Annotated in this window: 18 protein-coding genes, 2 tRNA genes and 3 rRNA genes; 6 read left to right on the top strand and 17 right to left on the bottom strand. The window is 56.3% G+C overall.

Translation table 11 applies throughout. The features are described from left to right. Positions 1-118 precede the first annotated feature (118 nt). Positions 119-1,363: a right-handed parallel beta-helix repeat-containing protein gene (locus AC4ANE_RS23560; protein ID WP_460408550.1), complete on the top strand. Its 1,245-nt coding sequence runs from the start codon at positions 119-121 to the stop codon at positions 1,361-1,363. A gap of 95 nt (positions 1,364-1,458) precedes the next feature. Here the strand turns inward: AC4ANE_RS23560 and rrf are convergent. The 11 genes from rrf to AC4ANE_RS23615 form a co-directional block, all read right to left on the bottom strand. Continuing rightward, a 5S ribosomal RNA gene (gene rrf, locus AC4ANE_RS23565) occupies positions 1,459-1,574 on the bottom strand. A 160-nt stretch (positions 1,575-1,734) separates the two neighbouring features. After that, positions 1,735-4,627, bottom strand: a 23S ribosomal RNA gene (locus AC4ANE_RS23570). A 239-nt stretch (positions 4,628-4,866) separates the two neighbouring features. Continuing rightward, positions 4,867-4,942, bottom strand: a tRNA-Ala gene (locus tag AC4ANE_RS23575). A 30-nt stretch (positions 4,943-4,972) separates the two neighbouring features. After that, positions 4,973-5,049, bottom strand: a tRNA-Ile gene (locus AC4ANE_RS23580). A gap of 123 nt (positions 5,050-5,172) precedes the next feature. Further along, a 16S ribosomal RNA gene (locus tag AC4ANE_RS23585) occupies positions 5,173-6,711 on the bottom strand. The 16S, 23S and 5S rRNA genes sit together here with 2 tRNA genes alongside, the layout of an rRNA operon. A gap of 499 nt (positions 6,712-7,210) precedes the next feature. Beyond that, positions 7,211-7,843, bottom strand: a complete 633-nt coding sequence (gene msrQ, locus AC4ANE_RS23590; RefSeq protein WP_031598457.1) for a protein-methionine-sulfoxide reductase heme-binding subunit MsrQ — start codon at positions 7,841-7,843, stop codon at positions 7,211-7,213. Then, complete coding sequence (gene msrP, locus AC4ANE_RS23595; RefSeq protein WP_460408551.1) at positions 7,843-8,856, bottom strand: protein-methionine-sulfoxide reductase catalytic subunit MsrP; 1,014 nt, start codon at positions 8,854-8,856, stop codon at positions 7,843-7,845. The genes msrQ and msrP overlap by 1 nt, the downstream gene beginning before the upstream one ends. A 69-nt stretch (positions 8,857-8,925) precedes the next feature. Further along, positions 8,926-9,771, bottom strand: a complete 846-nt coding sequence (pssA, locus tag AC4ANE_RS23600) for a CDP-diacylglycerol--serine O-phosphatidyltransferase (RefSeq protein ID WP_002552077.1) — start codon at positions 9,769-9,771, stop codon at positions 8,926-8,928. Between the two features lie 146 nt (positions 9,772-9,917). Beyond that, a complete protein-coding gene (gene ilvC / locus AC4ANE_RS23605; protein ID WP_002552076.1) occupies positions 9,918-10,934 on the bottom strand; it encodes a ketol-acid reductoisomerase in 1,017 nt (338 codons plus the stop codon). Positions 10,935-10,981: 47 nt separating this feature from the next. Further along, positions 10,982-11,473, bottom strand: a complete 492-nt coding sequence (ilvN, locus tag AC4ANE_RS23610; RefSeq protein ID WP_002552075.1) for an acetolactate synthase small subunit — start codon at positions 11,471-11,473, stop codon at positions 10,982-10,984. A 2-nt stretch (positions 11,474-11,475) separates the two neighbouring features. Further along, entirely contained in the window at positions 11,476-13,200 is a 1,725-nt protein-coding gene (locus AC4ANE_RS23615; protein ID WP_002552074.1) for an acetolactate synthase 3 large subunit, read from the bottom strand. A 397-nt stretch (positions 13,201-13,597) separates the two neighbouring features. Between AC4ANE_RS23615 and AC4ANE_RS23620 the strand changes: the two genes are divergently transcribed. Then, complete coding sequence (locus AC4ANE_RS23620) at positions 13,598-14,014, top strand: DUF4124 domain-containing protein (RefSeq protein WP_002552073.1); 417 nt, start codon at positions 13,598-13,600, stop codon at positions 14,012-14,014. Positions 14,015-14,023: 9 nt separating this feature from the next. Here the strand turns inward: AC4ANE_RS23620 and AC4ANE_RS23625 are convergent, their stop codons facing one another. Genes AC4ANE_RS23625 through mrcB form a run of 3 tightly spaced genes read right to left on the bottom strand, consistent with a single transcriptional unit; the run spans position 14,024 to position 17,432 of the window. After that, positions 14,024-14,353 (bottom strand): YqcC family protein, encoded by a 330-nt coding sequence (locus tag AC4ANE_RS23625; protein WP_002552072.1) that lies wholly within the window; start codon positions 14,351-14,353, stop codon positions 14,024-14,026. After that, a complete protein-coding gene (locus tag AC4ANE_RS23630; RefSeq protein ID WP_004658615.1) occupies positions 14,353-15,093 on the bottom strand; it encodes a tetratricopeptide repeat protein in 741 nt (246 codons plus the stop codon). The genes AC4ANE_RS23625 and AC4ANE_RS23630 overlap by 1 nt, the downstream gene beginning before the upstream one ends. Positions 15,094-15,110: 17 nt before the next feature. After that, positions 15,111-17,432, bottom strand: coding sequence for a penicillin-binding protein 1B (gene mrcB, locus AC4ANE_RS23635; RefSeq protein WP_002552070.1), 2,322 nt, complete (start codon positions 17,430-17,432; stop codon positions 15,111-15,113). Positions 17,433-17,562: 130 nt separating this feature from the next. On the opposite strand from mrcB, the gene AC4ANE_RS23640 reads away from it, so the two are divergent. Together AC4ANE_RS23640 and AC4ANE_RS23645 are read left to right on the top strand one after the other, a co-directional pair. Further along, positions 17,563-19,101: a bifunctional aminoglycoside phosphotransferase/ATP-binding protein gene (locus AC4ANE_RS23640; RefSeq protein WP_002552069.1), complete on the top strand. Its 1,539-nt coding sequence runs from the start codon at positions 17,563-17,565 to the stop codon at positions 19,099-19,101. Between the two features lie 101 nt (positions 19,102-19,202). Then, complete coding sequence (locus AC4ANE_RS23645) at positions 19,203-19,547, top strand: pentapeptide repeat-containing protein (RefSeq protein WP_002552068.1); 345 nt, start codon at positions 19,203-19,205, stop codon at positions 19,545-19,547. 354 nt (positions 19,548-19,901) lie between these two features. On the opposite strand, the gene deoC is transcribed toward AC4ANE_RS23645, so the two are convergent. Further along, positions 19,902-20,681, bottom strand: coding sequence for a deoxyribose-phosphate aldolase (gene deoC, locus AC4ANE_RS23650; RefSeq protein WP_002552067.1), 780 nt, complete (start codon positions 20,679-20,681; stop codon positions 19,902-19,904). A gap of 214 nt (positions 20,682-20,895) precedes the next feature. On the opposite strand from deoC, the gene AC4ANE_RS23655 reads away from it, so the two are divergent. Next, a complete protein-coding gene (locus tag AC4ANE_RS23655; protein ID WP_002552066.1) occupies positions 20,896-21,234 on the top strand; it encodes a Rieske (2Fe-2S) protein in 339 nt (112 codons plus the stop codon). 20 nt (positions 21,235-21,254) lie between these two features. Here AC4ANE_RS23655 and sfsA read toward each other — a convergent pair whose 3' ends face one another. Together sfsA and AC4ANE_RS23665 are read right to left on the bottom strand one after the other, a co-directional pair. Then, positions 21,255-21,968 carry a DNA/RNA nuclease SfsA gene (gene sfsA, locus AC4ANE_RS23660; protein ID WP_002552065.1) on the bottom strand — a complete coding sequence of 238 codons (714 nt, stop codon included), beginning with the start codon at positions 21,966-21,968 and terminating at the stop codon, positions 21,255-21,257. Continuing rightward, complete coding sequence (locus tag AC4ANE_RS23665) at positions 21,968-23,140, bottom strand: pyridoxal phosphate-dependent aminotransferase (RefSeq protein ID WP_002552064.1); 1,173 nt, start codon at positions 23,138-23,140, stop codon at positions 21,968-21,970. The genes sfsA and AC4ANE_RS23665 overlap by 1 nt, the downstream gene beginning before the upstream one ends. A 350-nt stretch (positions 23,141-23,490) precedes the next feature. Here AC4ANE_RS23665 and dksA point away from each other — a divergent pair, with 350 nt between their 5' ends. Continuing rightward, the gene (dksA, locus tag AC4ANE_RS23670) at positions 23,491-23,931 is read left to right on the top strand and encodes an RNA polymerase-binding protein DksA (protein WP_002552063.1); all 441 of its coding nucleotides are present in this window, start codon (positions 23,491-23,493) and stop codon (positions 23,929-23,931) included. The last annotated feature ends 188 nt before the right edge of the window (positions 23,932-24,119 follow it).

Here is a 24,119-nt window from a genome sequence, read left to right on the forward strand (position 1 = left end):
TCGAATTGAGTGAGGCCATAGTGCAGGCCTTGCACAAACAGACTCTTTATTCATTGAATTCACAATGGGGTGCAGCAAACACGCATACGATTACGAGACGCTGGCCTGGAGTGACCTCATGAAAACCATACTGTTGACGGTCTTGCTGACCGTTGCTGCAACAGCGCATGCAACCGACTATTACGTTGCCCCAAATGGCAATGATCACGCTGCCGGTACAAAAGCCGCACCATTGCAATCCATCATGCGTGCGCAGCAAACCGCAAAAGCCGGCGACACGGTGTATTTTCGCGGCGGAATCTACACCTACACAGCAGGCATCAACAGCTGCGCTACCCGTACAGACACCGTCAATGCCATCACCCTGAACAACAGCGGCAGCGAAAACAAACCTATACGTTACTGGGCCTATCCGGGCGAAACACCGGTGTTTGATTTCTCGGCCATGAAAGACGATTGTCGCGTCAAAGGCTTCAACGTTACCGGTAGCTGGTTGCACCTGAAGGGGCTGGAGGTAACGGGCGTGCCGCAGCAGCCGGATAACCATCTCAATCACGAGTCCTGGGGTATCTGGAACAGCGGCAGCCACAACACTTTCGAGCAACTCAACTTGCATCACAACATGGGGCCAGGCCTGTTCATTCAGAACGGCGGTTATAACCTGGTACTCAATACCGACTCCCACCACAACTACGATCCTTACACCTCAAACGGCGCAGGTCAGAGCGCTGACGGCTTCGGCGCACACATCAAGGCGGGGCATCCAGGTAACGTATTTCGCGGTTGCAGAGCCTGGGCCAATTCCGACGACGGCTTTGACCTGATCAATGCCTTCTCGCCGGTAACCATCGAAAACTCGTGGACATGGCAGCAAGGCTACCTGCCTGGCACGCACACCAAACTCGAAGCGGGCAACGGCAATGGCATCAAAGCGGGCGGATACGGTGGCAAGTATGTGCCCAATGGTGTGAAACATATCGTCCGTAATTCAGTTGCCTTCGACAACAAATCCGCCGGTTTCTACGCCAATCACCATACATTGGCACTGGACTTCATCAACAACACGGCTTTTTCCAATGGCGCAAACTACAACATGGCGGGTATCGCGCCAGACGGCTCGCTGATCCCTCTCGGCCACCTGCTCAACAATATTGCCTACAAGGGACGGTTGACCGTAAACAGCGAAGGACTGGATATGGCCCACAACTCATGGGCATTGCCAACGCCTGTAACCGACGCTGACTTTGAAGATGTCTCGGACACTGGTTGGGCGCCGCGTCAGTTGGATGGAAGTCTGCCAGTGCTGAGCAGCTTCCATCTGCGCCCCGGTAGCAGATTGGCAGGCATGGGGGCGTTCAACTGAGCTGAGGGAATCCCTGGCTCCAATGCAGAGGTTTGTGGAACCCCAGACAAACAAAAACCCTCAACGCATAAGCGATGAGGGTTTCTGGAATTCAATCTTGACGATGACCTACTCTCACATGGGGAAACCCCACACTACCATCGGCGATACATCGTTTCACTGCTGAGTTCGGGATGGGATCAGGTGGTTCCAATGTTCTATGGTCGTCAAGAAATTCGGGTACCGAATCGTGCCATGCGGCGCGCTTCAGCAAATCGGGTATGTGATAGCTCGGTGCGGTTGTGACGCAAACCTTCGGTTCATGTCATCTTCACAGTCACCGCAATCTGATGCTCCTGTCAGGAAGTCCACTCAAATTGCTTGGGTGTTATATGGTCAAGCCTCACGGGCAATTAGTATTGGTTAGCTCAACGCCTCACAGCGCTTACACACCCAACCTATCAACGTCGTAGTCTTCGACGGCCCTTTAGGGAACTCAAGGTTCCAGTGAGATCTCATCTTGAGGCAAGTTTCCCGCTTAGATGCTTTCAGCGGTTATCTTTTCCGAACATAGCTACCCGGCAATGCCACTGGCGTGACAACCGGAACACCAGAGGTTCGTCCACTCCGGTCCTCTCGTACTAGGAGCAGCCCCTCTCAAATCTCAAACGTCCACGGCAGATAGGGACCGAACTGTCTCACGACGTTCTAAACCCAGCTCGCGTACCACTTTAAATGGCGAACAGCCATACCCTTGGGACCGGCTTCAGCCCCAGGATGTGATGAGCCGACATCGAGGTGCCAAACACCGCCGTCGATATGAACTCTTGGGCGGTATCAGCCTGTTATCCCCGGAGTACCTTTTATCCGTTGAGCGATGGCCCTTCCATACAGAACCACCGGATCACTAAGACCTACTTTCGTACCTGCTCGACGTGTCTGTCTCGCAGTCAAGCGCGCTTTTGCCTTTATACTCTACGACCGATTTCCGACCGGTCTGAGCGCACCTTCGTACTCCTCCGTTACTCTTTAGGAGGAGACCGCCCCAGTCAAACTACCCACCATACACTGTCCTCGATCCGGATAACGGACCTGAGTTAGAACCTCAAAGTTGCCAGGGTGGTATTTCAAGGTTGGCTCCACGCAGACTGGCGTCCACGCTTCAAAGCCTCCCACCTATCCTACACAAGCAAATTCAAAGTCCAGTGCAAAGCTATAGTAAAGGTTCACGGGGTCTTTCCGTCTAGCCGCGGATACACTGCATCTTCACAGCGATTTCAATTTCACTGAGTCTCGGGTGGAGACAGCGCCGCCATCGTTACGCCATTCGTGCAGGTCGGAACTTACCCGACAAGGAATTTCGCTACCTTAGGACCGTTATAGTTACGGCCGCCGTTTACCGGGGCTTCGATCAAGAGCTTCGCTTGCGCTAACCCCATCAATTAACCTTCCGGCACCGGGCAGGCGTCACACCCTATACGTCCACTTTCGTGTTTGCAGAGTGCTGTGTTTTTAATAAACAGTCGCAGCGGCCTGGTATCTTCGACCGGCGTGGGCTTACGCAGTAAATGCTTCACCCTCACCGGCGCACCTTCTCCCGAAGTTACGGTGCCATTTTGCCTAGTTCCTTCACCCGAGTTCTCTCAAGCGCCTTGGTATTCTCTACCCAACCACCTGTGTCGGTTTGGGGTACGGTTCCTGGTTACCTGAAGCTTAGAAGCTTTTCTTGGAAGCATGGCATCAACCACTTCGTGTTCTAAAGAACACTCGTCATCAGCTCTCGGCCTTGAGATCCCGGATTTACCTAAGATCTCAGCCTACCACCTTAAACCTGGACAACCAACGCCAGGCTGGCCTAGCCTTCTCCGTCCCTCCATCGCAATAACCAGAAGTACAGGAATATTAACCTGTTTTCCATCGACTACGCTTTTCAGCCTCGCCTTAGGGACCGACTAACCCTGCGTCGATTAACGTTGCGCAGGAAACCTTGGTCTTTCGGCGTGGGTGTTTTTCACACCCATTGTCGTTACTCATGTCAGCATTCGCACTTCTGATACCTCCAGCAAGCTTCTCAACTCACCTTCACAGGCTTACAGAACGCTCCTCTACCGCATCATCAAAAGATGATACCCGTAGCTTCGGTGCATGGTTTGAGCCCCGTTACATCTTCCGCGCAGGCCGACTCGACTAGTGAGCTATTACGCTTTCTTTAAAGGGTGGCTGCTTCTAAGCCAACCTCCTAGCTGTCTAAGCCTTCCCACATCGTTTCCCACTTAACCATGACTTTGGGACCTTAGCTGACGGTCTGGGTTGTTTCCCTTTTCACGACGGACGTTAGCACCCGCCGTGTGTCTCCCATGCTCGGCACTTGTAGGTATTCGGAGTTTGCATCGGTTTGGTAAGTCGGGATGACCCCCTAGCCGAAACAGTGCTCTACCCCCTACAGTGATACATGAGGCGCTACCTAAATAGCTTTCGAGGAGAACCAGCTATCTCCGAGCTTGATTAGCCTTTCACTCCGATCCACAGGTCATCCGCTAACTTTTCAACGGTAGTCGGTTCGGTCCTCCAGTTAGTGTTACCCAACCTTCAACCTGCCCATGGATAGATCGCCCGGTTTCGGGTCTATTCCCAGCGACTAGACGCCCTATTAAGACTCGCTTTCGCTACGCCTCCCCTATTCGGTTAAGCTCGCCACTGAAAATAAGTCGCTGACCCATTATACAAAAGGTACGCAGTCACCCAACAAAGTGGGCTCCCACTGCTTGTACGCATACGGTTTCAGGATCTATTTCACTCCGCTCTCCGCGGTTCTTTTCGCCTTTCCCTCACGGTACTGGTTCACTATCGGTCAGTCAGTAGTATTTAGCCTTGGAGGATGGTCCCCCCATATTCAGACAAGGTTTCTCGTGCCCCGTCCTACTCGATTTCATTGCAAAGGGATTTTCGCGTACAGGGCTATCACCCACTATGGCCGTCCTTTCCAGAACGTTCCGCTAATCTCAATACAACTTAAGGGCTGGTCCCCGTTCGCTCGCCACTACTAAGGGAATCTCGGTTGATTTCTTTTCCTCAGGGTACTTAGATGTTTCAGTTCCCCTGGTTCGCTTCTTGCACCTATGTATTCAGTACAAGATAACCATCTTATGATGGCTGGGTTCCCCCATTCAGACATCTCCGGATCACAGTCTGTTTGCCGACTCCCCGAAGCTTTTCGCAGGCTACCACGTCTTTCATCGCCTCTGACTGCCAAGGCATCCACCGTATGCGCTTCTTCACTTGACCATATAACCCCAAGCAATCTGGTTATACTGTGAAGACGACATTCGCCGAAAGTTTGCATTCACAAACTTTACCTTAGCCCGGACACACACCAGTGAAAGAGGTGCCCGGTCTATTTCTTTCTATCACATACCCAAATTTTTAAAGAACGATCTAATCAAAGACTAGAAATCAACATTCATGCACTGATCGTCAGGATCAATGGAATGCTCATTTCTAAGCTTTCAAACAGAAGCAGTAAGTGGTGGAGCCAAGCGGGATCGAACCGCTGACCTCCTGCGTGCAAGGCAGGCGCTCTCCCAGCTGAGCTATGGCCCCGTATTTCTACAGGCGTTTCCCACACAAAATTGGTGGGTCTGGGCAGATTCGAACTGCCGACCTCACCCTTATCAGGGGTGCGCTCTAACCAACTGAGCTACAGACCCAATTTCGAGCTTGTAGCCGCTAGCGTTGAGCTATCAGCTTGGAGCTTAAAGCTGCTTCTAATCGTCTTCTTCAATGAATCAAGCAATTCGTGTGGGTGCTTATGGCGCAGCTGAGTCGTCGATTAAGGAGGTGATCCAGCCGCAGGTTCCCCTACGGCTACCTTGTTACGACTTCACCCCAGTCATGAATCACACCGTGGTAACCGTCCCCCCGAAGGTTAGACTAGCTACTTCTGGTGCAACCCACTCCCATGGTGTGACGGGCGGTGTGTACAAGGCCCGGGAACGTATTCACCGCGACATTCTGATTCGCGATTACTAGCGATTCCGACTTCACGCAGTCGAGTTGCAGACTGCGATCCGGACTACGATCGGTTTTGTGAGATTAGCTCCACCTCGCGGCTTGGCAACCCTCTGTACCGACCATTGTAGCACGTGTGTAGCCCAGGCCGTAAGGGCCATGATGACTTGACGTCATCCCCACCTTCCTCCGGTTTGTCACCGGCAGTCTCCTTAGAGTGCCCACCATTACGTGCTGGTAACTAAGGACAAGGGTTGCGCTCGTTACGGGACTTAACCCAACATCTCACGACACGAGCTGACGACAGCCATGCAGCACCTGTCTCAATGCTCCCGAAGGCACCAATCCATCTCTGGAAAGTTCATTGGATGTCAAGGCCTGGTAAGGTTCTTCGCGTTGCTTCGAATTAAACCACATGCTCCACCGCTTGTGCGGGCCCCCGTCAATTCATTTGAGTTTTAACCTTGCGGCCGTACTCCCCAGGCGGTCAACTTAATGCGTTAGCTGCGCCACTAAGAGCTCAAGGCTCCCAACGGCTAGTTGACATCGTTTACGGCGTGGACTACCAGGGTATCTAATCCTGTTTGCTCCCCACGCTTTCGCACCTCAGTGTCAGTATCAGTCCAGGTGGTCGCCTTCGCCACTGGTGTTCCTTCCTATATCTACGCATTTCACCGCTACACAGGAAATTCCACCACCCTCTACCATACTCTAGCTTGCCAGTTTTGGATGCAGTTCCCAGGTTGAGCCCGGGGATTTCACATCCAACTTAACAAACCACCTACGCGCGCTTTACGCCCAGTAATTCCGATTAACGCTTGCACCCTCTGTATTACCGCGGCTGCTGGCACAGAGTTAGCCGGTGCTTATTCTGTCGGTAACGTCAAAACAATCACGTATTAGGTAACTGCCCTTCCTCCCAACTTAAAGTGCTTTACAATCCGAAGACCTTCTTCACACACGCGGCATGGCTGGATCAGGCTTTCGCCCATTGTCCAATATTCCCCACTGCTGCCTCCCGTAGGAGTCTGGACCGTGTCTCAGTTCCAGTGTGACTGATCATCCTCTCAGACCAGTTACGGATCGTCGCCTTGGTGAGCCATTACCTCACCAACTAGCTAATCCGACCTAGGCTCATCTGATAGCGCAAGGCCCGAAGGTCCCCTGCTTTCTCCCGTAGGGCGTATGCGGTATTAGCGTCCGTTTCCGAGCGTTATCCCCCACTACCAGGCAGATTCCTAGGCATTACTCACCCGTCCGCCGCTCGCCACCAGGTACAAGTACCCGTGCTGCCGCTCGACTTGCATGTGTTAGGCCTGCCGCCAGCGTTCAATCTGAGCCATGATCAAACTCTTCAGTTCAAACATCTAACTGGGTTTTGAGAAAACCCTAAACTTGGCTCAGCAATCGTTGGTTACATCTTTGATTTCTCGCGGAGTAACTTGGGCTGCTGATAATCTGTTGACTTCAGTCTGACACCACAAGCACCCACACGAATTGCTTGATTCAGTTGTTAAAGAGCGGGTGGTTAAGAGCTTTCGTCTCAACCGAGGCGCGCATTCTACAGCGTCTCTTGTATCTGTCAAGCGGTTATTTTAAGAAGCTTTCAAAGTTTCCTTTGCAACTTCAACCACTTGCGCTTCGATCAACTCTTCAGTTGCTCATCAGCGGGAGGCGAATTCTACAGCGTTACAACCGCGTGTCAAACTCTTTTTTCTCACCGCTGTCGATCACTGCTGACTCGACCTACTTCCTCGCTGACTCTTCACTCCAAATCCTTGTAAACTATTGATCTACAAGGATTTTTCGTTTCCGTCTGCGCCGGAAGTGGGGCGAATTATAGACAGATCACAGAGGGCGTCAACCGTTATTTTGAACTTTCTTCGATCCTGTCCCGGCAGAGCCTCCAGGACGCGGGATTCGCCTTGTAATCATTGGAATCCGCAGCAGCAACAGGAACGCGCCTATCCCCGCATACAGCGCCCATTCCTTAAGGTCAGCCCTGACAATCCAGAACATGTGCAGCAAGCCCAGCCCCAGAATCACATATATAAGCCGGTGTAGCTTCTTCCAGCGCGCTCCGAGTCGACGCTGACTATAGCGATTGGACGTCACAGCCAAAGCCAGCAGCCCGAGAAACGCCAACGCACCCACGATGATATAGGGACGCTTTACCAACTCTACGCCCAACTGGCCTAAATCCAGCCCGAGGATGAACAGCGCATACATCGTCATGTGCAGCACTACATAAGCAAAACACCACAACCCCAGTTGACGACGGACAACGATCCATCCCGGCCAGCCGGTCAGGCGCTGCAAAGGCGTCATGGACATTGTGATCAGCAACATCACCAGAGTCGCTAGCCCGAAATCTTCTACCAGAACCTTGCCCGGATCAGGCCCCAAGGCAAAGATCCATGCCTGATAGAGCCACCAGACCGGCGCAACGCACGCGGCGAGAAATACAGCCAGACGCCAGAACGGGTATCGCATCAATAGTCCTTCCGCAAATCCATACCGGCATACAAGGCACCCACCTCCTCCTCATAACCGTTGAACATTTTCGTGTCGCGCAGATTCGGACTGAACAGGCCGCTCGGCAAGCGACGCTCTCGGGCCTGAGTCCAACGAGGGTGATCCACCGTTGGGTTAACGTTGGCATAGAAGCCGTACTCATTTGCCGCAATGCTTTGCCATGTGGTCTTCGGCTGCTCACTGACCAGACTGATACGCACAATTGACTTCACACTCTTGAAGCCATACTTCCAAGGCACCACCAAACGCAGCGGCGCGCCGTTCTGATTAGGCAACTCACGCCCATACATGCCCACCGCAAGAATCACCAATGGATTCATCGCCTCATCCAGCCGCAGTCCTTCTACATACGGCCAGTCGATGAGGGCAAAGTCAGAGCGTTGCCCAGGCATGGACTTTGGGTCTTCAAGCGTTTCGAAGCGAATGTATTTGGCCTTAGAGGTCGGCTCTACCTGCTTAAGCAGTGCAGATATAGGAAAGCCCATCCAGGGAATGACCATCGACCAGGCTTCGACGCAGCGCAGCCTGTAGATCCGCTCCTCCAGCTGATAAGGCTTCATGAAGTCTTCCTGCACATAGCGGCCCGGCTTGCCGACTTCGCCATCGATCACGACGCTCCACGGTTCGGTCTGCAAGGAACCGGCATTCTTTGCCGGATCGCCCTTGTCGGTACCAAACTCGTAGAAGTTGTTGTAGTGGGTCGCGTCCTTGAACGGCGTGATCGCCTCATCCTTGACGTTGACCGCCTGCCATTTTGTAGAAGGCAGCTTGTCGGCAAACCAGCCCGGCGCTTTCCCGGGCTCTACATCCGCATAGCGCGAAGCGTCTGCAGCGCTTGCCCAGCGTGGCAGTGCCGTGACGGCCAGACCCGCAAGCGAGCCGCCGAGCAATGTACGTCGCGAGAGATAGATGGATTCAGGCGTGACGTCCGACTCTTTGGAGTCGGACGAAGAAGGAAGCTTGATTAGCATGATGACTCCGCAGGCCAGGGAACTGATGCACCAATAGACTACGGAGTATGGTGGAAATTAGATCATTGACTAGGCCTTGCGGCGACGCAATAGATACTGAATCGGTCCAGACAGGGCATAGGCGAGGAATATCAGCAGCAGAATACGTGGCGGATCGCTGAATACCACGGCAAACACCAGCACCACGGCCAGAATCGCAACAAAAGGTACACGCCCTTTCAGGTCCAGCTCCTTGAAGCTGTTGTACTTGATGTTGCTGACCATCAGCATGCCTGCCGCCGCAACCAGCAAGGCCACCAGGAACGACAGCTTCGAACCCTGAATCCCGAAATCACTGAACGCCCAGACCGTGCCGGCCACAACACCTGCCGCAGCCGGGCTAGCCAAACCGATGAAGTAACGTTTGTCAGCCTTGCCGACCTGAGTGTTGAAGCGCGCCAGACGCAATGCCGCGCCCGCCACATAGATGAAGGCGACCATCCAGCCCACCTTGCCCATGTCACCCAATGCCCAACCGAATGCCAGCAACGCGGGTGCCACACCAAAGGCGACCATGTCGGAGAGGGAATCGTACTCGGCACCAAACGCGCTCTGGGTATTGGTCATGCGCGCAACGCGACCATCCAGCCCGTCGAGAACCATGGCGACGAAGATCGCAATGGCAGCGAACGCGAAATACTTGCTCGCGCCGGCGGTATCACCCGCGCTCATCGCGCTTTGTGCGCTCATGGAACTGATGATGGAGTAAAAGCCAGCGAACAGGTTCGCAGTGGTAAACAGGTTGGGCAGCAGATAGATACCGCGATGCCGGACCTGCCGGCCTTCGGCGTCATGCCCTTCTTCTACATGTTCATCGATAGGTAGCAGACTTTCAGCGTCGGAGGCCTTGTTGGGCTCCTCGGGACGTTCGCTCATGGAGATTACCTTGCAGCGGTATGAAAAGGTTCGACAGAGGTCTGCCGCGAGGGTTCGGCGGCAAACGATGCAGCTTTATACCAGAGCCTGACCCATAACGAAAAAACGCGACCGATTGGCCGCGTTTTTTTTTGCGAAGCTAAAGCTTAGTTCTTGTCTTTGTCGACGATTTTGTTCGCAGCGATCCAAGGCATCATCGAGCGCAGTTTCTCGCCGATGATTTCGATGCCGTGGGCAGCGTTGTTACGACGCTTGGCGGTCATCGATGGGTAGCCGGTAGCGCCTTCGCTGATGAACATCTTCGCGTATTCACCGTCCTGGATGCGCTTCAGAGCGTTGCGCATGGCCTGGCGGGATTCAGCGTTGATGACTTCAGGGCCGGTCACGTACTCGCCGTATTCGGCGTTGTTGGAGATCGAGTAGTTCATGTTGGCGATACCGCCTTCGTACATGAGGTCAACGATCAGCTTCAGTTCGTGCAGGCACTCGAAGTAGGCCATTTCCGGCGCGTAGCCAGCTTCAACCAGTGTTTCGAAACCAGCTTTTACCAGCTCGACAGTACCGCCGCACAGAACAGCCTGCTCGCCGAACAGGTCGGTTTCAGTCTCGTCCTTGAAGGTGGTTTCGATGATGCCGGTACGGCCGCCGCCAACGCCCGAAGCGTAGGACAGGGCAACGTTCTTGGCGTTGCCGGAAGCATCCTGATAAACCGCGATCAGGTCAGGAATACCGCCGCCCTTGACGAACTCGGTACGTACGGTGTGGCCTGGAGCTTTTGGCGCGATCATGATCACGTCGAGATCAGCGCGCGGTACAACCTGGTTGTAGTGAATCGCGAAGCCGTGGGAGAACGCCAGTGTTGCGCCCTTTTTCAGGTTCGGCTCGACTTCGTTCTTGTACAGCTGGGACTGAAACTCGTCCGGGGTCAGGATCATGACCAGGTCGGCAGCAGCAACGGCAGAAGCAACATCAGTCACTTTCAGGCCATGAGCCTCGGCCTTGGCGACAGTAGCCGAACCTTTACGCAGGCCAACAGTGACATCAACGCCGGAGTCTTTCAGGTTGCACGCTTGAGCGTGGCCTTGCGAACCGTAACCGATGATGGCGACTTTTTTGCCCTGGATGATCGAAAGGTCACAGTCTTTGTCGTAGAAAACTTTCATGGAAATCCCCTGTTATCTTGGCCGTTCAGGCCATTTGCTTAATTGATTTAAATGCTCAGCACTTTGTCGCCACGGGCAATGCCCGTTACGCCGCTGCGTACTGTTTCCAGGATAGCGGCGGTGCCGATGGCCTGAATGAAGCTGTCCAGTTTGTCGCTCGTGCCACTCAGCTGCACGGTATAAACGCTGGCGGTCACGTCGACGATCTGCCCGCGGAAAATATCCGTGGTGCGCTTGATCTCGGCACGCTGCGCGCCAGTGGCCTTGACCTTGACCAACATCAGTTCGCGCTCGATGTGAGCGCTTTCCGACAGGTCGACCAGCTTGACCACTTCGATAAGTTTGTTGAGGTTCTTGGTGATCTGCTCGATCACCTCATCATGGCCTACGGTGGTGAGCGTCAGACGCGACAGGGTCGGGTCTTCGGTCGGCGCAACGGTCAGGCTTTCGATGTTGTAGTTGCGCTGGGAGAACAGACCGACGACGCGAGACAATGCACCCGGTTCGTTTTCCAGCAGCAGGGAAATGATATGGCGCATGATTATGTCCGCTCCGTCTTGCTCAACCACATATCGCGCATGGAGCCGTCCTTGATCTGCATCGGGTAGACGTGCTCGGTCACATCGACCTGAATATCCATGAACACCAGACGATCAGTCATGGCAAAAGCTTCTTCCATCTTCGGCTTCAAGTCCTTCAGGTCAGTGATACGCATGCCAACGTGGCCATAGGCTTCGACCAGCTTGACGAAATCAGGCAGCGATTCCATGTAGGAATGCGAGTGACGCGAGCCATAGCTCATGTCCTGCCACTGACGGACCATGCCCAGAACACCGTTGTTGAGCAGGATGATCTTCACCGGCAAGCCGTATTGCAGGCAGGTCGACAGTTCCTGAATGTTCATCTGGATACTGCCTTCACCGGTCACACAGGCAACGTGCGCATCCGGAAAGCTCAGTTTGACGCCCATCGCAGCCGGGAAGCCAAAGCCCATCGTGCCCAGACCGCCCGAGTTGATCCAGCGGTTCGGCTTGTTGAAACGGTAGTACTGCGCAGCGAACATCTGATGCTGGCCAACGTCCGAGGTGACGTAAGCGTCGCCCTTGGTGACTTCGCACAGCGTTTCGATAACGGCTTGCGGCTTGATGACCGTGCCATCGCCACGGTTGTACGGGAACAGATCACCCGCACCGCGCCACTCGTCAATCTGCTTCCACCACGCGGCAACGGATGCCTTGTCAGGTGTCTCGCCGATCTCTTTCAAAGTGGCGACCATTTCGGTCAGCACGCTTTCGACAGGACCGACGATAGGCACGTCCGCCTTGATGGTCTTGGAGATCGAAGCCGGGTCGATGTCGATGTGGATAATTTTGGCATTCGGGCAGAACTTGCTGGCGCCGTTAATGACACGGTCATCGAAGCGCGCGCCGACTGCCAGGATCACATCGGTGTGGTGCATCGCGAGGTTGGCGGTGTAGCTGCCGTGCATCCCGAGCATGCCGACGAACTGACGATCCGTGCCCGGATAGCAGCCAAGCCCCATCAGGGTATTGGTGACCGGAGCGTTGAGCAGTTGTGCCAGTTCGGTCAGTTGCGCCGACGCATTGCCCATGATCACGCCGCCACCGGCGTAGACGATAGGACGCTTGGCCGCCAGCAGCATCTCGACGGCTTTGCGGATCTGGCCGGAATGGCCACGAACCGCCGGGCTGTAGGAGCGCAGCTTGGCTTTTTTTGGAAAGACGTATTCGAATTTCTCGGCCGGGTTGGTCATGTCTTTCGGAATGTCGACTACTACAGGGCCCGGACGACCGGACTGCGCCAGGTAGAAAGCCTTTTTCAGGACTTCCGGGATTTCCGACGGGTGCTTGATCATGAAGCTGTGCTTCACGATCGGTCGGGAGATACCGATCATGTCGGTCTCCTGGAAGGCATCGGTACCCACCAGCGTGCTCGCTACCTGACCAGACAGAACCACCATCGGAATGGAGTCCATGTACGCCGTGGCGATACCGGTAATGGCATTGGTTGCACCTGGACCGGACGTCACCAGCACCACGCCCGCCTTGCCGGTAGCCCGCGCATAGCCGTCGGCCATGTGCGTGGCAGCCTGCTCGTGGCGAACAAGGATATGGCTTACCGCCGGTTCTTTGAACAGGGCATCGTAGACATGCAGGAGGGCACCGCCCGGGTACCCATAGATATGCTCAACGCCTTCGTCACGCAAAAAGCGGACGACCATTTCAGCGCCAGATAAAAGCTCCACGTTGTTCACCTCTAAAACGCCAGAATACCGCCCACTCCGGGACGGGTCTTAATAGGTTTACTGCCAGCAGAGCATGAGCGACGGTGGTCGCCGACTACGTCAGCACTGACTGAGCAAGTATTGGGAGGTCCCTGAGTGTTGCGGAACATTCCCACCCAGCGCGAGGTAACGCGTTGCGGGTGTTACAGGTCGGCGCGGGTGTGCGCCTCATGATCTACTGAGAGGGTCTGCTTCTGGCAGTCCTTCTACAGCGAACTTTGGATTGTTGTGATTCCCCCCCTTCAAGTCAAGTGATCCGTGCGCTTTCTTGACAGAGGACCGGGGAAATCGCACCGTTTCGGACTGAAATGCACCGTTATGGTAGTTTTCTGTGAGCACAGACTCTCAAGGACACGACATGCATTGGATGATTCTCGCCGCCGCACTGGCCCTCAGCACAACCAGCCAGGCCGCCTCAATCTATAAGTGGGTCGACGCTCAGGGCGTGACGCATTTTGATGCTCAACCCCCCACCGGCCAGCATGTGCAGGAAATCAATGTGCAGACGCCGCCACCAGCCTCTGCGCCCAGCACTCCTGCGGACGACGGAGCTGCACAGCAACGCGCTATTGACCAGAAAGTCAAAAGTCAGGTGAAGGCTCAGGAAGCGAAACGCGCGGAAAATTGCGAAACCCTGCGCACCAATCTTGCGCAGTTGCAGAACAATCCGCGAGTGCGCGAGCAGGTTGGAGGAGAATCGAGGCGTCTTACGGAAGAAAACCGCAAGACGCGTACCGAAGAAACCGAGAAAGCCATCAGCGAATTCTGTCGCTAGAGGATTGGCTCAGCGAGCGGCCGTAATCAACTGGTCGAACCGTGCCAGATGCTGCTGCAGCAGCCGGGTTTCACTCAGGCGCCCGGCATAGACCATCTCGGCCATCTCCAGAATGCCGGACGCATTGGGCAGCGGCAGGTCACGCTCGAGGATGACTTTCATGCGCGGCAGGAAGATCCATTGCAGCCACTGCGCGAACTCGAGCGTATCGACGCTGAACGGTTCCTGACTGGCAAGCGCCTGCTCGCTGGGCGGCGTCGTATCCCACCAGCCCAGCGCGCGCAACTCGCGCTCTATCAACAGCAACTGCTCGGCCACCTCAGGCAAACGTACGTCCATCAGCGAGCCTTTTGGCGAGCCAGCGCAGCACCGGCCGCGTCACCCTGCTTTTCGCGAGACTGGGCGATCAGCCCCCAAAGGCTGGCCTGAAGGCTGGTACGCCCGTTGGCGTAGGTCAGACCGCGACGAGCCAGTTGCTCGGCCTGGGCTGCGTCGCCCTGAGCCAGACGCACCTGAGCCAGACGATAAAGCACCTGAGGCTCACGCGGGGCGACACGCTGCGCGCGCTCCAGGCTTGAGGATGCGCCGTTGAGGTCGCCACTGCTCTGCTGTTGCTGTGCCGTGGTCAGCAACGCCAGTACCGGCCCGTCAAGCTGCTCGTCCTCTGACAGACCGCCGCCACTGGACGGAATCCCGGTCGGTGCAGAGGCAGCCGGCATGCTGTAACTGTTGTTCGCCGGAGCCGGGCTGATCGGGGCCTGATTGACCGGAGCGGCGTCGACAGGCGGCGTGTTGACACTGAACGGCGCCTGACTGGTCGGCGCAGAGAAGCTCTGCCCTGCATCGGCACCACCCGCGCCCGGCACCATCACCACGACACCCGAATCCTGCGGCACGGCTTGCGGCTGCTGAACCGGGGCGGTGTTGGTTCGGTAAGTGCCATTACGCGACGCTGCCGCGCGCTCGCCGTTGGACACCTTGGAGCTCGAATCCACGACCGGAATCGAGCCGCGTTCCACACTGGCGCAGCCGTTCAGCAAGGCCAGTGCCGTTAAAGCTGGAATCCACCATTTATTCACTTCAAAACCTCGATTGCCTAGTTCAACCAACCCTTGACCCAGTCCATCACCTCAGTGGCAGGTGCCGGAGCGCCGCCGCATGTCGCGCCGGGCTGGGGCTCACTGCCGCGAATATACGGCATCTGCACTGCATTCGGGCAGCTCGAATCAGAACCCTGGCCTGTCTGCGCATCGACCCATGCCTGAACGACGTTATCCGGCATCGCCATGTCCAGCGGCAGCGGATTGGCCTTGCGCATAAAGCTGGTCCAGACCTGCAGGGCACCAGTGGCGCCAGTAAACGGTGTCTTGCCGTTATCATCACGGCCCATCCACACTACGGCCAGCAGATCCTGACTGAAACCGGCGAACCAGCTGTCGCGCGAGTCATTACTGGTGCCGGTCTTGCCCGCCAGATTCAGCGAGCTTGGCAACACGTTGTAAACAGATTTGCCCGTCCCTTCGCGCATTACCCGCTGCATCGCATTCTGTACCAGATAAATGGCACCTGGGTCGAAACGCTGCTCGATCTTGAACGGATAACGCTTGAGCGGTTCACCTTCGGCGGTCAGCACACTGCGAATACCACGCATCGGCGTATTGAACCCGCCGCTGGCGATGGTCTGGTACATGGTGGCGACTTCCATCGGGCTCAAGCCGCCCGCACCCAGCAGCATCGACGGATAAGCAGGCCACTCACGCGTTACACCCAGCTTGGCCAGTGTCTTGAAGACAGTTGGAATACCCAGTTCAAGGCCCAGCTTGGCAGTCGACAGGTTGTAGGAATGCGCCAGCCCTTGATACAGAAAGATGTTGCCATGCGACTTGTGATCGTAGTTCTGCGGTTTCCAGATCTGGCCATCAGCGCCTTTGACCTGAAACAGTTCGTCGGCAATCCAGCTGGTCAGCGTGTACTGGCTCGGACGTTCCAGTGCGGTCAGGTAAATAGCCGGCTTGACCAGCGAGCCTATCGGACGCACTGCATCGATCGCCCGGTTGAAACCCGAGAACCCGGCCTCGCGACCGCCAATCAGCGCCTGCACCTCACCGGTCTCCGGGTTGGTGACGACCATACCCGCCTCTACTTCATCAACACCCTTGCGCCCGGCGAGCTTTTTGAACGTGTCGTCCATAGCGGCCTGGGACTTCATCTGCAGGATCGGATCAAAGCTGGTAAAGATCCGCAGCCCTTCTTCGGTCAAGTCTTCATCGCGATAGTCTTCGCGTAACTGGCGCTTGACCAGATCCAGAAAAGCCGGGAACGAGCTGTCGGCGAGCGTGCCGGTCTTGGTCACACCCAGTGGCAATTTCTTCGCGGCGGCCACCACTTCGGGGGTTGCCACACCTTGCTGCTCAAACAGGTCAAGCACCAGATTACGACGCTCCAGAGCACGCTCGGGATTGCGGCGCGGGTTGTAGAAGGACGGCCCCTTGACCAGCCCGACCAGCATCGCCACCTGATGAATCTTCAGTTCGGAAAGCGGCTGGCTGAAGAAATACTGACTGGCCAGACCGAAACCGTGCACTGCACGTTGACCGTCCTGACCGACAAACACTTCATTGAGGTAAGCCTCGAGAATTTCCTGCTTGCTGTAATGGATCTCCAGCAAGACCGCCATCATGGCCTCGGTGAGCTTGCGGGTCAGGCTGCGCTCGTTGGTCAGGTAGAAGTTCTTGACCAGCTGCTGGGTCAGCGTACTGCCGCCCTGGCGCATCTGCCCTTGCGAAGTATTCACCCAGATAGCCCGGGCAATGGACTTGGGCGACACGCCGAAGTGGTGATAGAAATCGCGGTCCTCGACCGCCACCAGCCCGTCGAGCAGATACGGCGGTGCCTGATCAAGCTTGATCAGGATCCGGTCTTCGAGGTTCTTCGGGTAAAGCCCGCCGATCAGCAAGGGCTCAAGCCGCGCCACGGCAAGCTTGGCACCATTGCCCGACGACAGGTCGGCGACGTAATCACCGGAAAAGCGCACGCGCACCTGCTGCGCCGCATCAGTGCCTTCGTAGAACTGGAAACCCCGCGTGTTGAGGTCGACGGTATTGCCATTCACCGCCGCAGCGCCAGGACCATTCGCGACGCTTTCGCGGCGATAACCCAAGGCGTCGAGTTCGATGAGAAAATCATCGCGGCTCAGCTTCTGTCCGACGAACAGCTCCAGCGGTCGTGCATAGACCTTGGCCGGAATGGTCCAGCGCTTGCCGGAGAACTTCTCCTGAACGATTGCATCGAGGTAAATGGCCAGGCCGCCCAGCAGAACCAGGCCGACAATACCGAGCTTCAACGCCCAGCCCAGCCACTTGTTCAGGCTGCGAGGAGGTTGCTTTTTAGGAGAACGAGAGGTGCGGGATCGAGTCATGGGCGCGGATTATACGCACTTTAGCAAGGATCGACAGACGCCCGAGTCAGCGGTTTGCAGCCTCGCGCCAAGCGGCCATAATGGCGGCATCGCGTACTTACATTTTGAACACATTCCTGAAGGATCGCCCGTGAGCAAGTCTTTGATCGCTGCCCTGCAGAACCCTGCTCTTTTCCCACATCCGGTGGAGAATTTCCAGCTCATCGAAACGCACATTTCGTGGGTTCTGCTGACTGGCCCGTATGCCTACAAATTCAAGAAGCCGATGAACTTCGGTTTCCTGGATTTTACTACGCTGGCTCTGCGTAAGCATTTCTGCCACGAAGAGCTGCGCCTCAATCAGCGCCTGACCGACGACCTCTACATCGAAGTGCTGCCGATCACCGGCACCGTCGACGCGCCGCAATTGGGCGGCGACGGCGAAGTCATCGAATACGCCTTGAAGATGAAGCAGTTTTCACAGGACGGCCTGCTCAGCACCCTGCAGGCCAACGGCGAGGTGACCACTGCGCATATCGACGAACTGGCGCGCCAGATCGCAGGCTTCCACCTCAGCTCGCCGCAGGTCGGAACCGAAAGCGAACTGGGCTCGCCAGACAGCGTGATGGCCCCTGTGGTACAGAATTTTGAGCAGATTCGTCCACTGATCAGCGAAAAATCCGACCTGGCACAGCTCGATGCCCTGCAGGCGTGGGCAGAGTCGAGCTTTGCGCGGCTCAAGCCACTGCTGGCTCAGCGCAAGGCCGACGGATTCATCCGCGAATGCCACGGCGACATCCATCTGGGCAACGCGACAGTGATTGACGGCAAGGTCGTGCTGTTTGACTGCATCGAGTTCAACGAACCGTTCCGCAAGACCGACGTGTACGCCGACATCGGCTTCCTGGCAATGGACCTTGAAGACCGTGGCCTGAAATCATTGTCTCGGCGCCTGATCAGCCAATACCTGGAAGTCACCGGCGACTACGCAGGCCTGGAACTGCTGAATTTCTACAAGGCTTATCGGGCGATGGTTCGTGCCAAAGTGGCCCTGTTCAGCCAGCCATCCGACGCCGACGGTGTACAGCGCGCAGCGACGCTTCGTCAATACCGCAACTACGCCAATCTGGCCGAAAGCTACAGCGCCATTCCCTCACCGTTCCTGACAATTACCCACGGTGTATCAGCCGTCGGCAAAAGTCATGTCGCAATGCGCCTGGTGGAATCGCTGGGTGCCATTCGCCTGCGTTCGGACATAGAGCGCAAGCGTCTGTTTGCCGGGCGAGCTGAAGAGATGTATGGCGCGCAAGCCAACGATGCAACCTATGCTCACCTGCACGAGCTTGCCGGTATAACCCTGCGTGCGGGCTTCTCGGTGGTGATCGATGCCACTTACCTCAAGCATGAGCAGCGCGATGCAGCGGCGAAAGTCGCCGAAAACACCGGCGTGCCGTTTCTGATCCTCGATTGCGAAGCTCCACAGGCAGTGATCGCTGGCTGGCTTGCCCAGCGTCAGGCACAGAACAATGATCCTTCCGACGCGACCCTGGAAGTCATCGAGGCCCAGCAGGCCAATCGCGAACCGCTCAGCGCAGAGGAAACGCTGCGCAGCAAGAAGGTTGCCACCCACATCAGCAGTGAGCTGGACAGTCTCATCGACAACCTGCGCCAGCGCCTGCCGGGGCTGTAAAACCGGTACATGGCCGTTGAGCGGGTAATGCTTCACGGCCCCACAATGATGGCGATATAATGGCGCCATAATTCCAACGCAACCACATGTCCGAGGCCATCATGAGCCAGCCCAAACAGATCGACTCACCGCTTTATATGCTGCTGCGCAAAGATGATGTCGAAGGTTTCAACCAGGAGAAACCGCGAACCGGCACAATCGATATGGCCGGGGGTGACTTTCGAGGGCTGGACCTGCGGGCACTGGACACCGCCGGTATCGATTTCACCGACGCCTACTTCCGGTCTGCCGACCTTCGCGGCCTGGACCTGCGGCACACGCCGATGGAAGGTGCGAGCATCGCTCACGCACAGATTTCAGGCGTGTTCTTCCCCGCCGAGCTCTCGGCTGACGAGATTCTGATGTCGGTAAATTTCGGTACGCGCCTGCGCTATCGCACCCGCTAAAACTGTAAAACCGTCGCAGCCTGCATGCGCAATGCATGTCAGGCTGGCGCTGTGTCGCTTCATTTCTGAAACTCTCCCCCTCTAAATATCGTGGCCATGCGCAGCCAGCCGTTATGCCGTGCAAGGCATTTTTGGCCTATGGATAGCTGTCAGGTGAAGAGCATGGACAGGGTCAAAAGAACTGTTGACTTACAAATGAGAATCGTTATGATTATCACATCCGGTCGCGAGACTGGACGGTAACTGAAAGACCTTGGTTCGGACTTTCAGATTATCTCCTCATCAGGCTAATCACGGTTTTTGACCCGGCTCTTTGCCGGGTCTTTTTTTGTCCTTCAAAAAACTACCCGCCTCTCAAAAACCATTGCCATACGACTCATACAGGCCAAGTCTGGCCAGCAAATCATCCAGCAAGCTTGAGCCACCCAACCGCACGCGCCCGGCATTCATCCATTGCCGACCAAAACGGGCATGCGTCAGCATCATGTAAAAACGTGCCTCGTCGAACGTCCGGATCCCTCCCGCAACCTTCAACCCAACCTGCCCGCCGACATCCGCGATGGACTCGAGCATCACCCGTGCAGCCTGCGGTGTAACGTGGGTGGCTGATTTGCCTGTGCTGGTCTTGATAAAGTCGGCACCCGAAACAATCGCATCGCGGCAAGCATTGAGGATCATTTGGGAATCGCGCAGATCGCCGGTTTCAAGTGTCGCGGTGAGTTTGACCCGCCCTGCACACAATGAGCTGCACGCCGATATCATCTCAAGACCGGGCTGCCTGTCCCCACCGAGCAGTGCGCGAAAGGGATACACGACATCTATTTCGTCCGCGCCGGACAGCAGCGCAGCGCGAACTTGCGAGGTCACTGACTGAATGTTGCTGCTGCCGTGGGGGAAATTGACTATGGCGACAACCTTGATGTCATGCGCCTGCATACGGTCCAGGGTGGTACGTGCCAGACACACGAAACGCGGCTGCACGCAGACCGCGGCAACCTGCCCCACAGGCGTCCATGCGCGCTGACAAATGCCGACGATGCGCTGCTCCGTGTCGTCGGCATTGAGGGCAAACAGCTCAAGCAGCCTTATGACCTGACGCGCCAGCCGCTCATCATCTGCTGTCATCTCTTTCATGGCGTATTCGCTCTGCAAAACATAGGCAGAACGATATACGGGCTTGAAGGCCAGCAGGCGTGAGCACCATGCTCAGAGAAAAAAGCCACAGGAAGACAGGAAAAAACTGACGCAGCCTGTAACAAGCCCGGCGTACGACAACGCGACAATCCAAAGAAGCTGTCAGACTACCCAGGTCAGGCGTCTACCCAAAAAACAGGCCTGTGGAGGCTTCTTGAAATTCCTTTGCACCTCAAGTCACTTGCACGAAGCCCAAAGCAGGGGTTTCGAGCTAGGCGGACACGCATTGCTGGCAGTACGTCGTCAGGGTGAAGTGTTCATCTACAAAAACCGCTGCCCGCATCGCGGTATCGCCCTGGAATGGCAGCCGGATCAATTCCTCGACAGCAGCGCCAGCCTGATCCGGTGCGCTACGCATGGGGCGTTGTTTCTGATCGAGAATGGCGAATGCGTTGCCGGCCCCTGCGAAGGCCAGTCATTGACGGCAATCCAGAGCCGTGAAGATGCTGAGGGGATCTGGGTGTCGCTGTCCATGGAGGATGACGAGGGCTGACTCGTCACGCCCAGAACGCTTCAATCCAGCCAGTGCACCTGCAGTCGTCGGTCAATAACAATTTCGTCTGGCGTCAGGTCCACACCGTAGGCAAGAATTTGCACACCAGCGTCAATGGCTTCGCGCAACGCAGCCGCGTAAACCGGATCGATCTCCTTTGCGGGTCGCACGGCGTCGATACCGGTGAGGTTGACGCAATACAACAACACGGCCCGCACGCCCCCGCGCGCCAGCGTGGCCAGTTCACGCAAGTGCCGCGCACCACGCTGGGTAACCGCGTCGGGAAACGCAGCGACACTGGAATCATCGAAACCCAACGTGACACTTTTCACTTCCAGATACAGATAGCCATCAGGGTATTCAAGGCGAAAGTCCACACGACTCTTTTCCTGCCCGTAGGCCACCTCGCGCTTGAGCGTCGTAAACCCCTCGAGTTCGCTGATAACCCCGGCGCGCAAGGCCTCTTCAACCAGCGTATTGGCTCGCCCGGTGTTGATACAGGCCAGCCTGCCCTGCGGCGTCTCGCTGATTTCCCAAGTGCCCGGCAGCTTGCGCTTCGGGTCACTTGAACGGCTGAACCACACACGCCCACCGGGCATCATGCAGTTGAGCATCGAACCGGTGTTGGGGCAGTGAATGGTCAACAGCTCGCCGCTGTCGGTTTCGATATCAGCCAGAAAGCGTTTGTAACGGGTCAGCAGACGACCCTGTTCAAGCTGCGGAGCAAAGCGCATCAGGCACCCCAGCTACGCAAACCGCGAGCAATTCGCTCGACTGCCTGCTGAAGGCGCGGCAGGCTCTGTGTATAGGCAAAGCGCACATGATGCCCAGCCTGATGGCGACCAAAGTCCAGGCCTGGCGTAAAAGCGACATGCTCGGTTTCCAGAAAATGCCGGCAGAACGCGAAGGCATCGCCGCCAAACGCCGAGATGTCGGCGTACAAATAGAATGCCCCTTCCGGCTCGACGGCAATACCGAAACCCAGTTCGCGCAGCGCAGGCAACAGGAAGTCCCGGCGACGGCCGAACTCGGCGCGCCGCTGCTCGAATATTTCAAGTGTCTGAGGCTCAAAGCAGGCAAGCGCGGCATGTTGCGCCATGCTTGGCGCGCTGATGTAAAGGTTCTGCGCCAGTTTTTCCAGATCGGCCACGGCGTCTTGTGGTGCAACCAGCCAGCCGAGGCGCCAGCCCGTCATGCCGAAATACTTTGAAAAACTATTAAGAACAAACGCTTCGTTATCCACCTCCAGCACACTGCTGGCCTCCACGCCGTAGGTCAGGCCATGGTAGATCTCGTCCACCACCAGGTGGCCGTTGCGAGCTTTCAGCGCTTGTGACAAGGCTGCCAGTTCGTCGCGATTCAGCAGCGTGCCGGTAGGATTGGCAGGCGATGCCACCAGTGCGCCGACACTGTTCTGGTTCCAGTGAGCCGCCACCAGTTCGGGATTCAGTTGATAGCGTTCTTGCGGACCGACCGGCACCAGTTGCGCCTCGCCCTCGATCAAACGCAGGAAGTGTCGATTGCAAGGGTAGCCAGGGTCGGCCAGCAACCAATGCTTGCCCGGATCGACCAACAGGCTGCTGGCAAGCAACAACGCGCCCGAACCGCCCGGAGTGACCAGAATGCGCTGGGGATCAATATCAACGCCGTAGCGTCGGGCGTAGAATCCGGAAATGGCTTCGCGCAGTTGCGGAAGACCACGAGCGGCGGTGTAGCGAGTCTTGCCGTCTGCCAGCGCCGCCTGGCCAGCCTTGATGATGGGCTGCGCAGTCGTAAAATCGGGCTCGCCGATTTCAAGGTGAATAACGTCATGACCCGCTGCCTGCAGTTCATTGGCACGCGCCAGCAGCGCCATGACATGAAAAGGTTCGATGGCGCGACTACGTGCACTGTAAGGCTGGGGCATGGATATTCCTTTATGGGTGCGGGTATTAAAAACATGATTGTCATGACGACGCGGCATGATTCTACCGAACCGACCGCACTACGGTGCTTTAACGGGCTGAAAAACCCAGCCGTCGAATGCTGAATAAAAGAAAGCTACGACGGTACGCATCGACTAGAGTTCATTTAAGTGAAGGGCAGATGTGAAATAGCCATCTCTATAAGCGGACGGCGTCGTCATGCTCGACAACCGGGAGTAGCGCACTCCGATTTGATCTGGTAAGTTCGCCCGCTTGCAGCTGCAGGGCCGACGGGTGTCGGTGATGGAACAATCCTGCGCAATAGATTAGAAGAGTGAGAGGCGGTCCAGACATGCCCACCCCAGAAAAGCAACACAGCCATCTAATCGGCGGCTTTGCACCCTACCCGGAAACAAAGGGTGAGGAGTACATGAGCGAGCCCATGCGCGCGCACTTCACCAAGATCCTGAACAAGTGGAAGCAGGACTTGATGCAAGAGGTCGACCGAACGGTAGACCATATGAAGGACGAAGCAGCCAACTTTCCCGACCCGGCCGACCGTGCCAGTCAGGAAGAAGAGTTCAGCCTCGAACTTCGTGCCCGTGACCGCGAACGCAAGCTGATCAAGAAGATCGACAAGACGCTGCAACTGATCAAGGACGAAGAATACGGCTGGTGTGAATCGTGCGGCGTAGAGATCGGCATTCGCCGTCTTGAAGCGCGCCCGACTGCCGACCAGTGCGTCGACTGCAAGACACTTGCTGAAATCAAGGAAAAACAGGTCGGTAAGTGACCTGGGGCCGCCTTTGACTGAAAAAGACGCTTCGGCGTCTTTTTTTGTGCCTGTTGGAATCACGCCCCTCGTGCCAATACGCGCGTTGACTATCGTGCCGACGCTTCACTTCGGTTCGTCGTTCCGGATTTGCGTCCGATCTTGAATGTGCGGTGCGGCAAAGATCTGTGACGCCGAGCTTCACGCAC

It is taken from the genome of Pseudomonas sp. Pme6b (genome assembly GCF_058129925.1).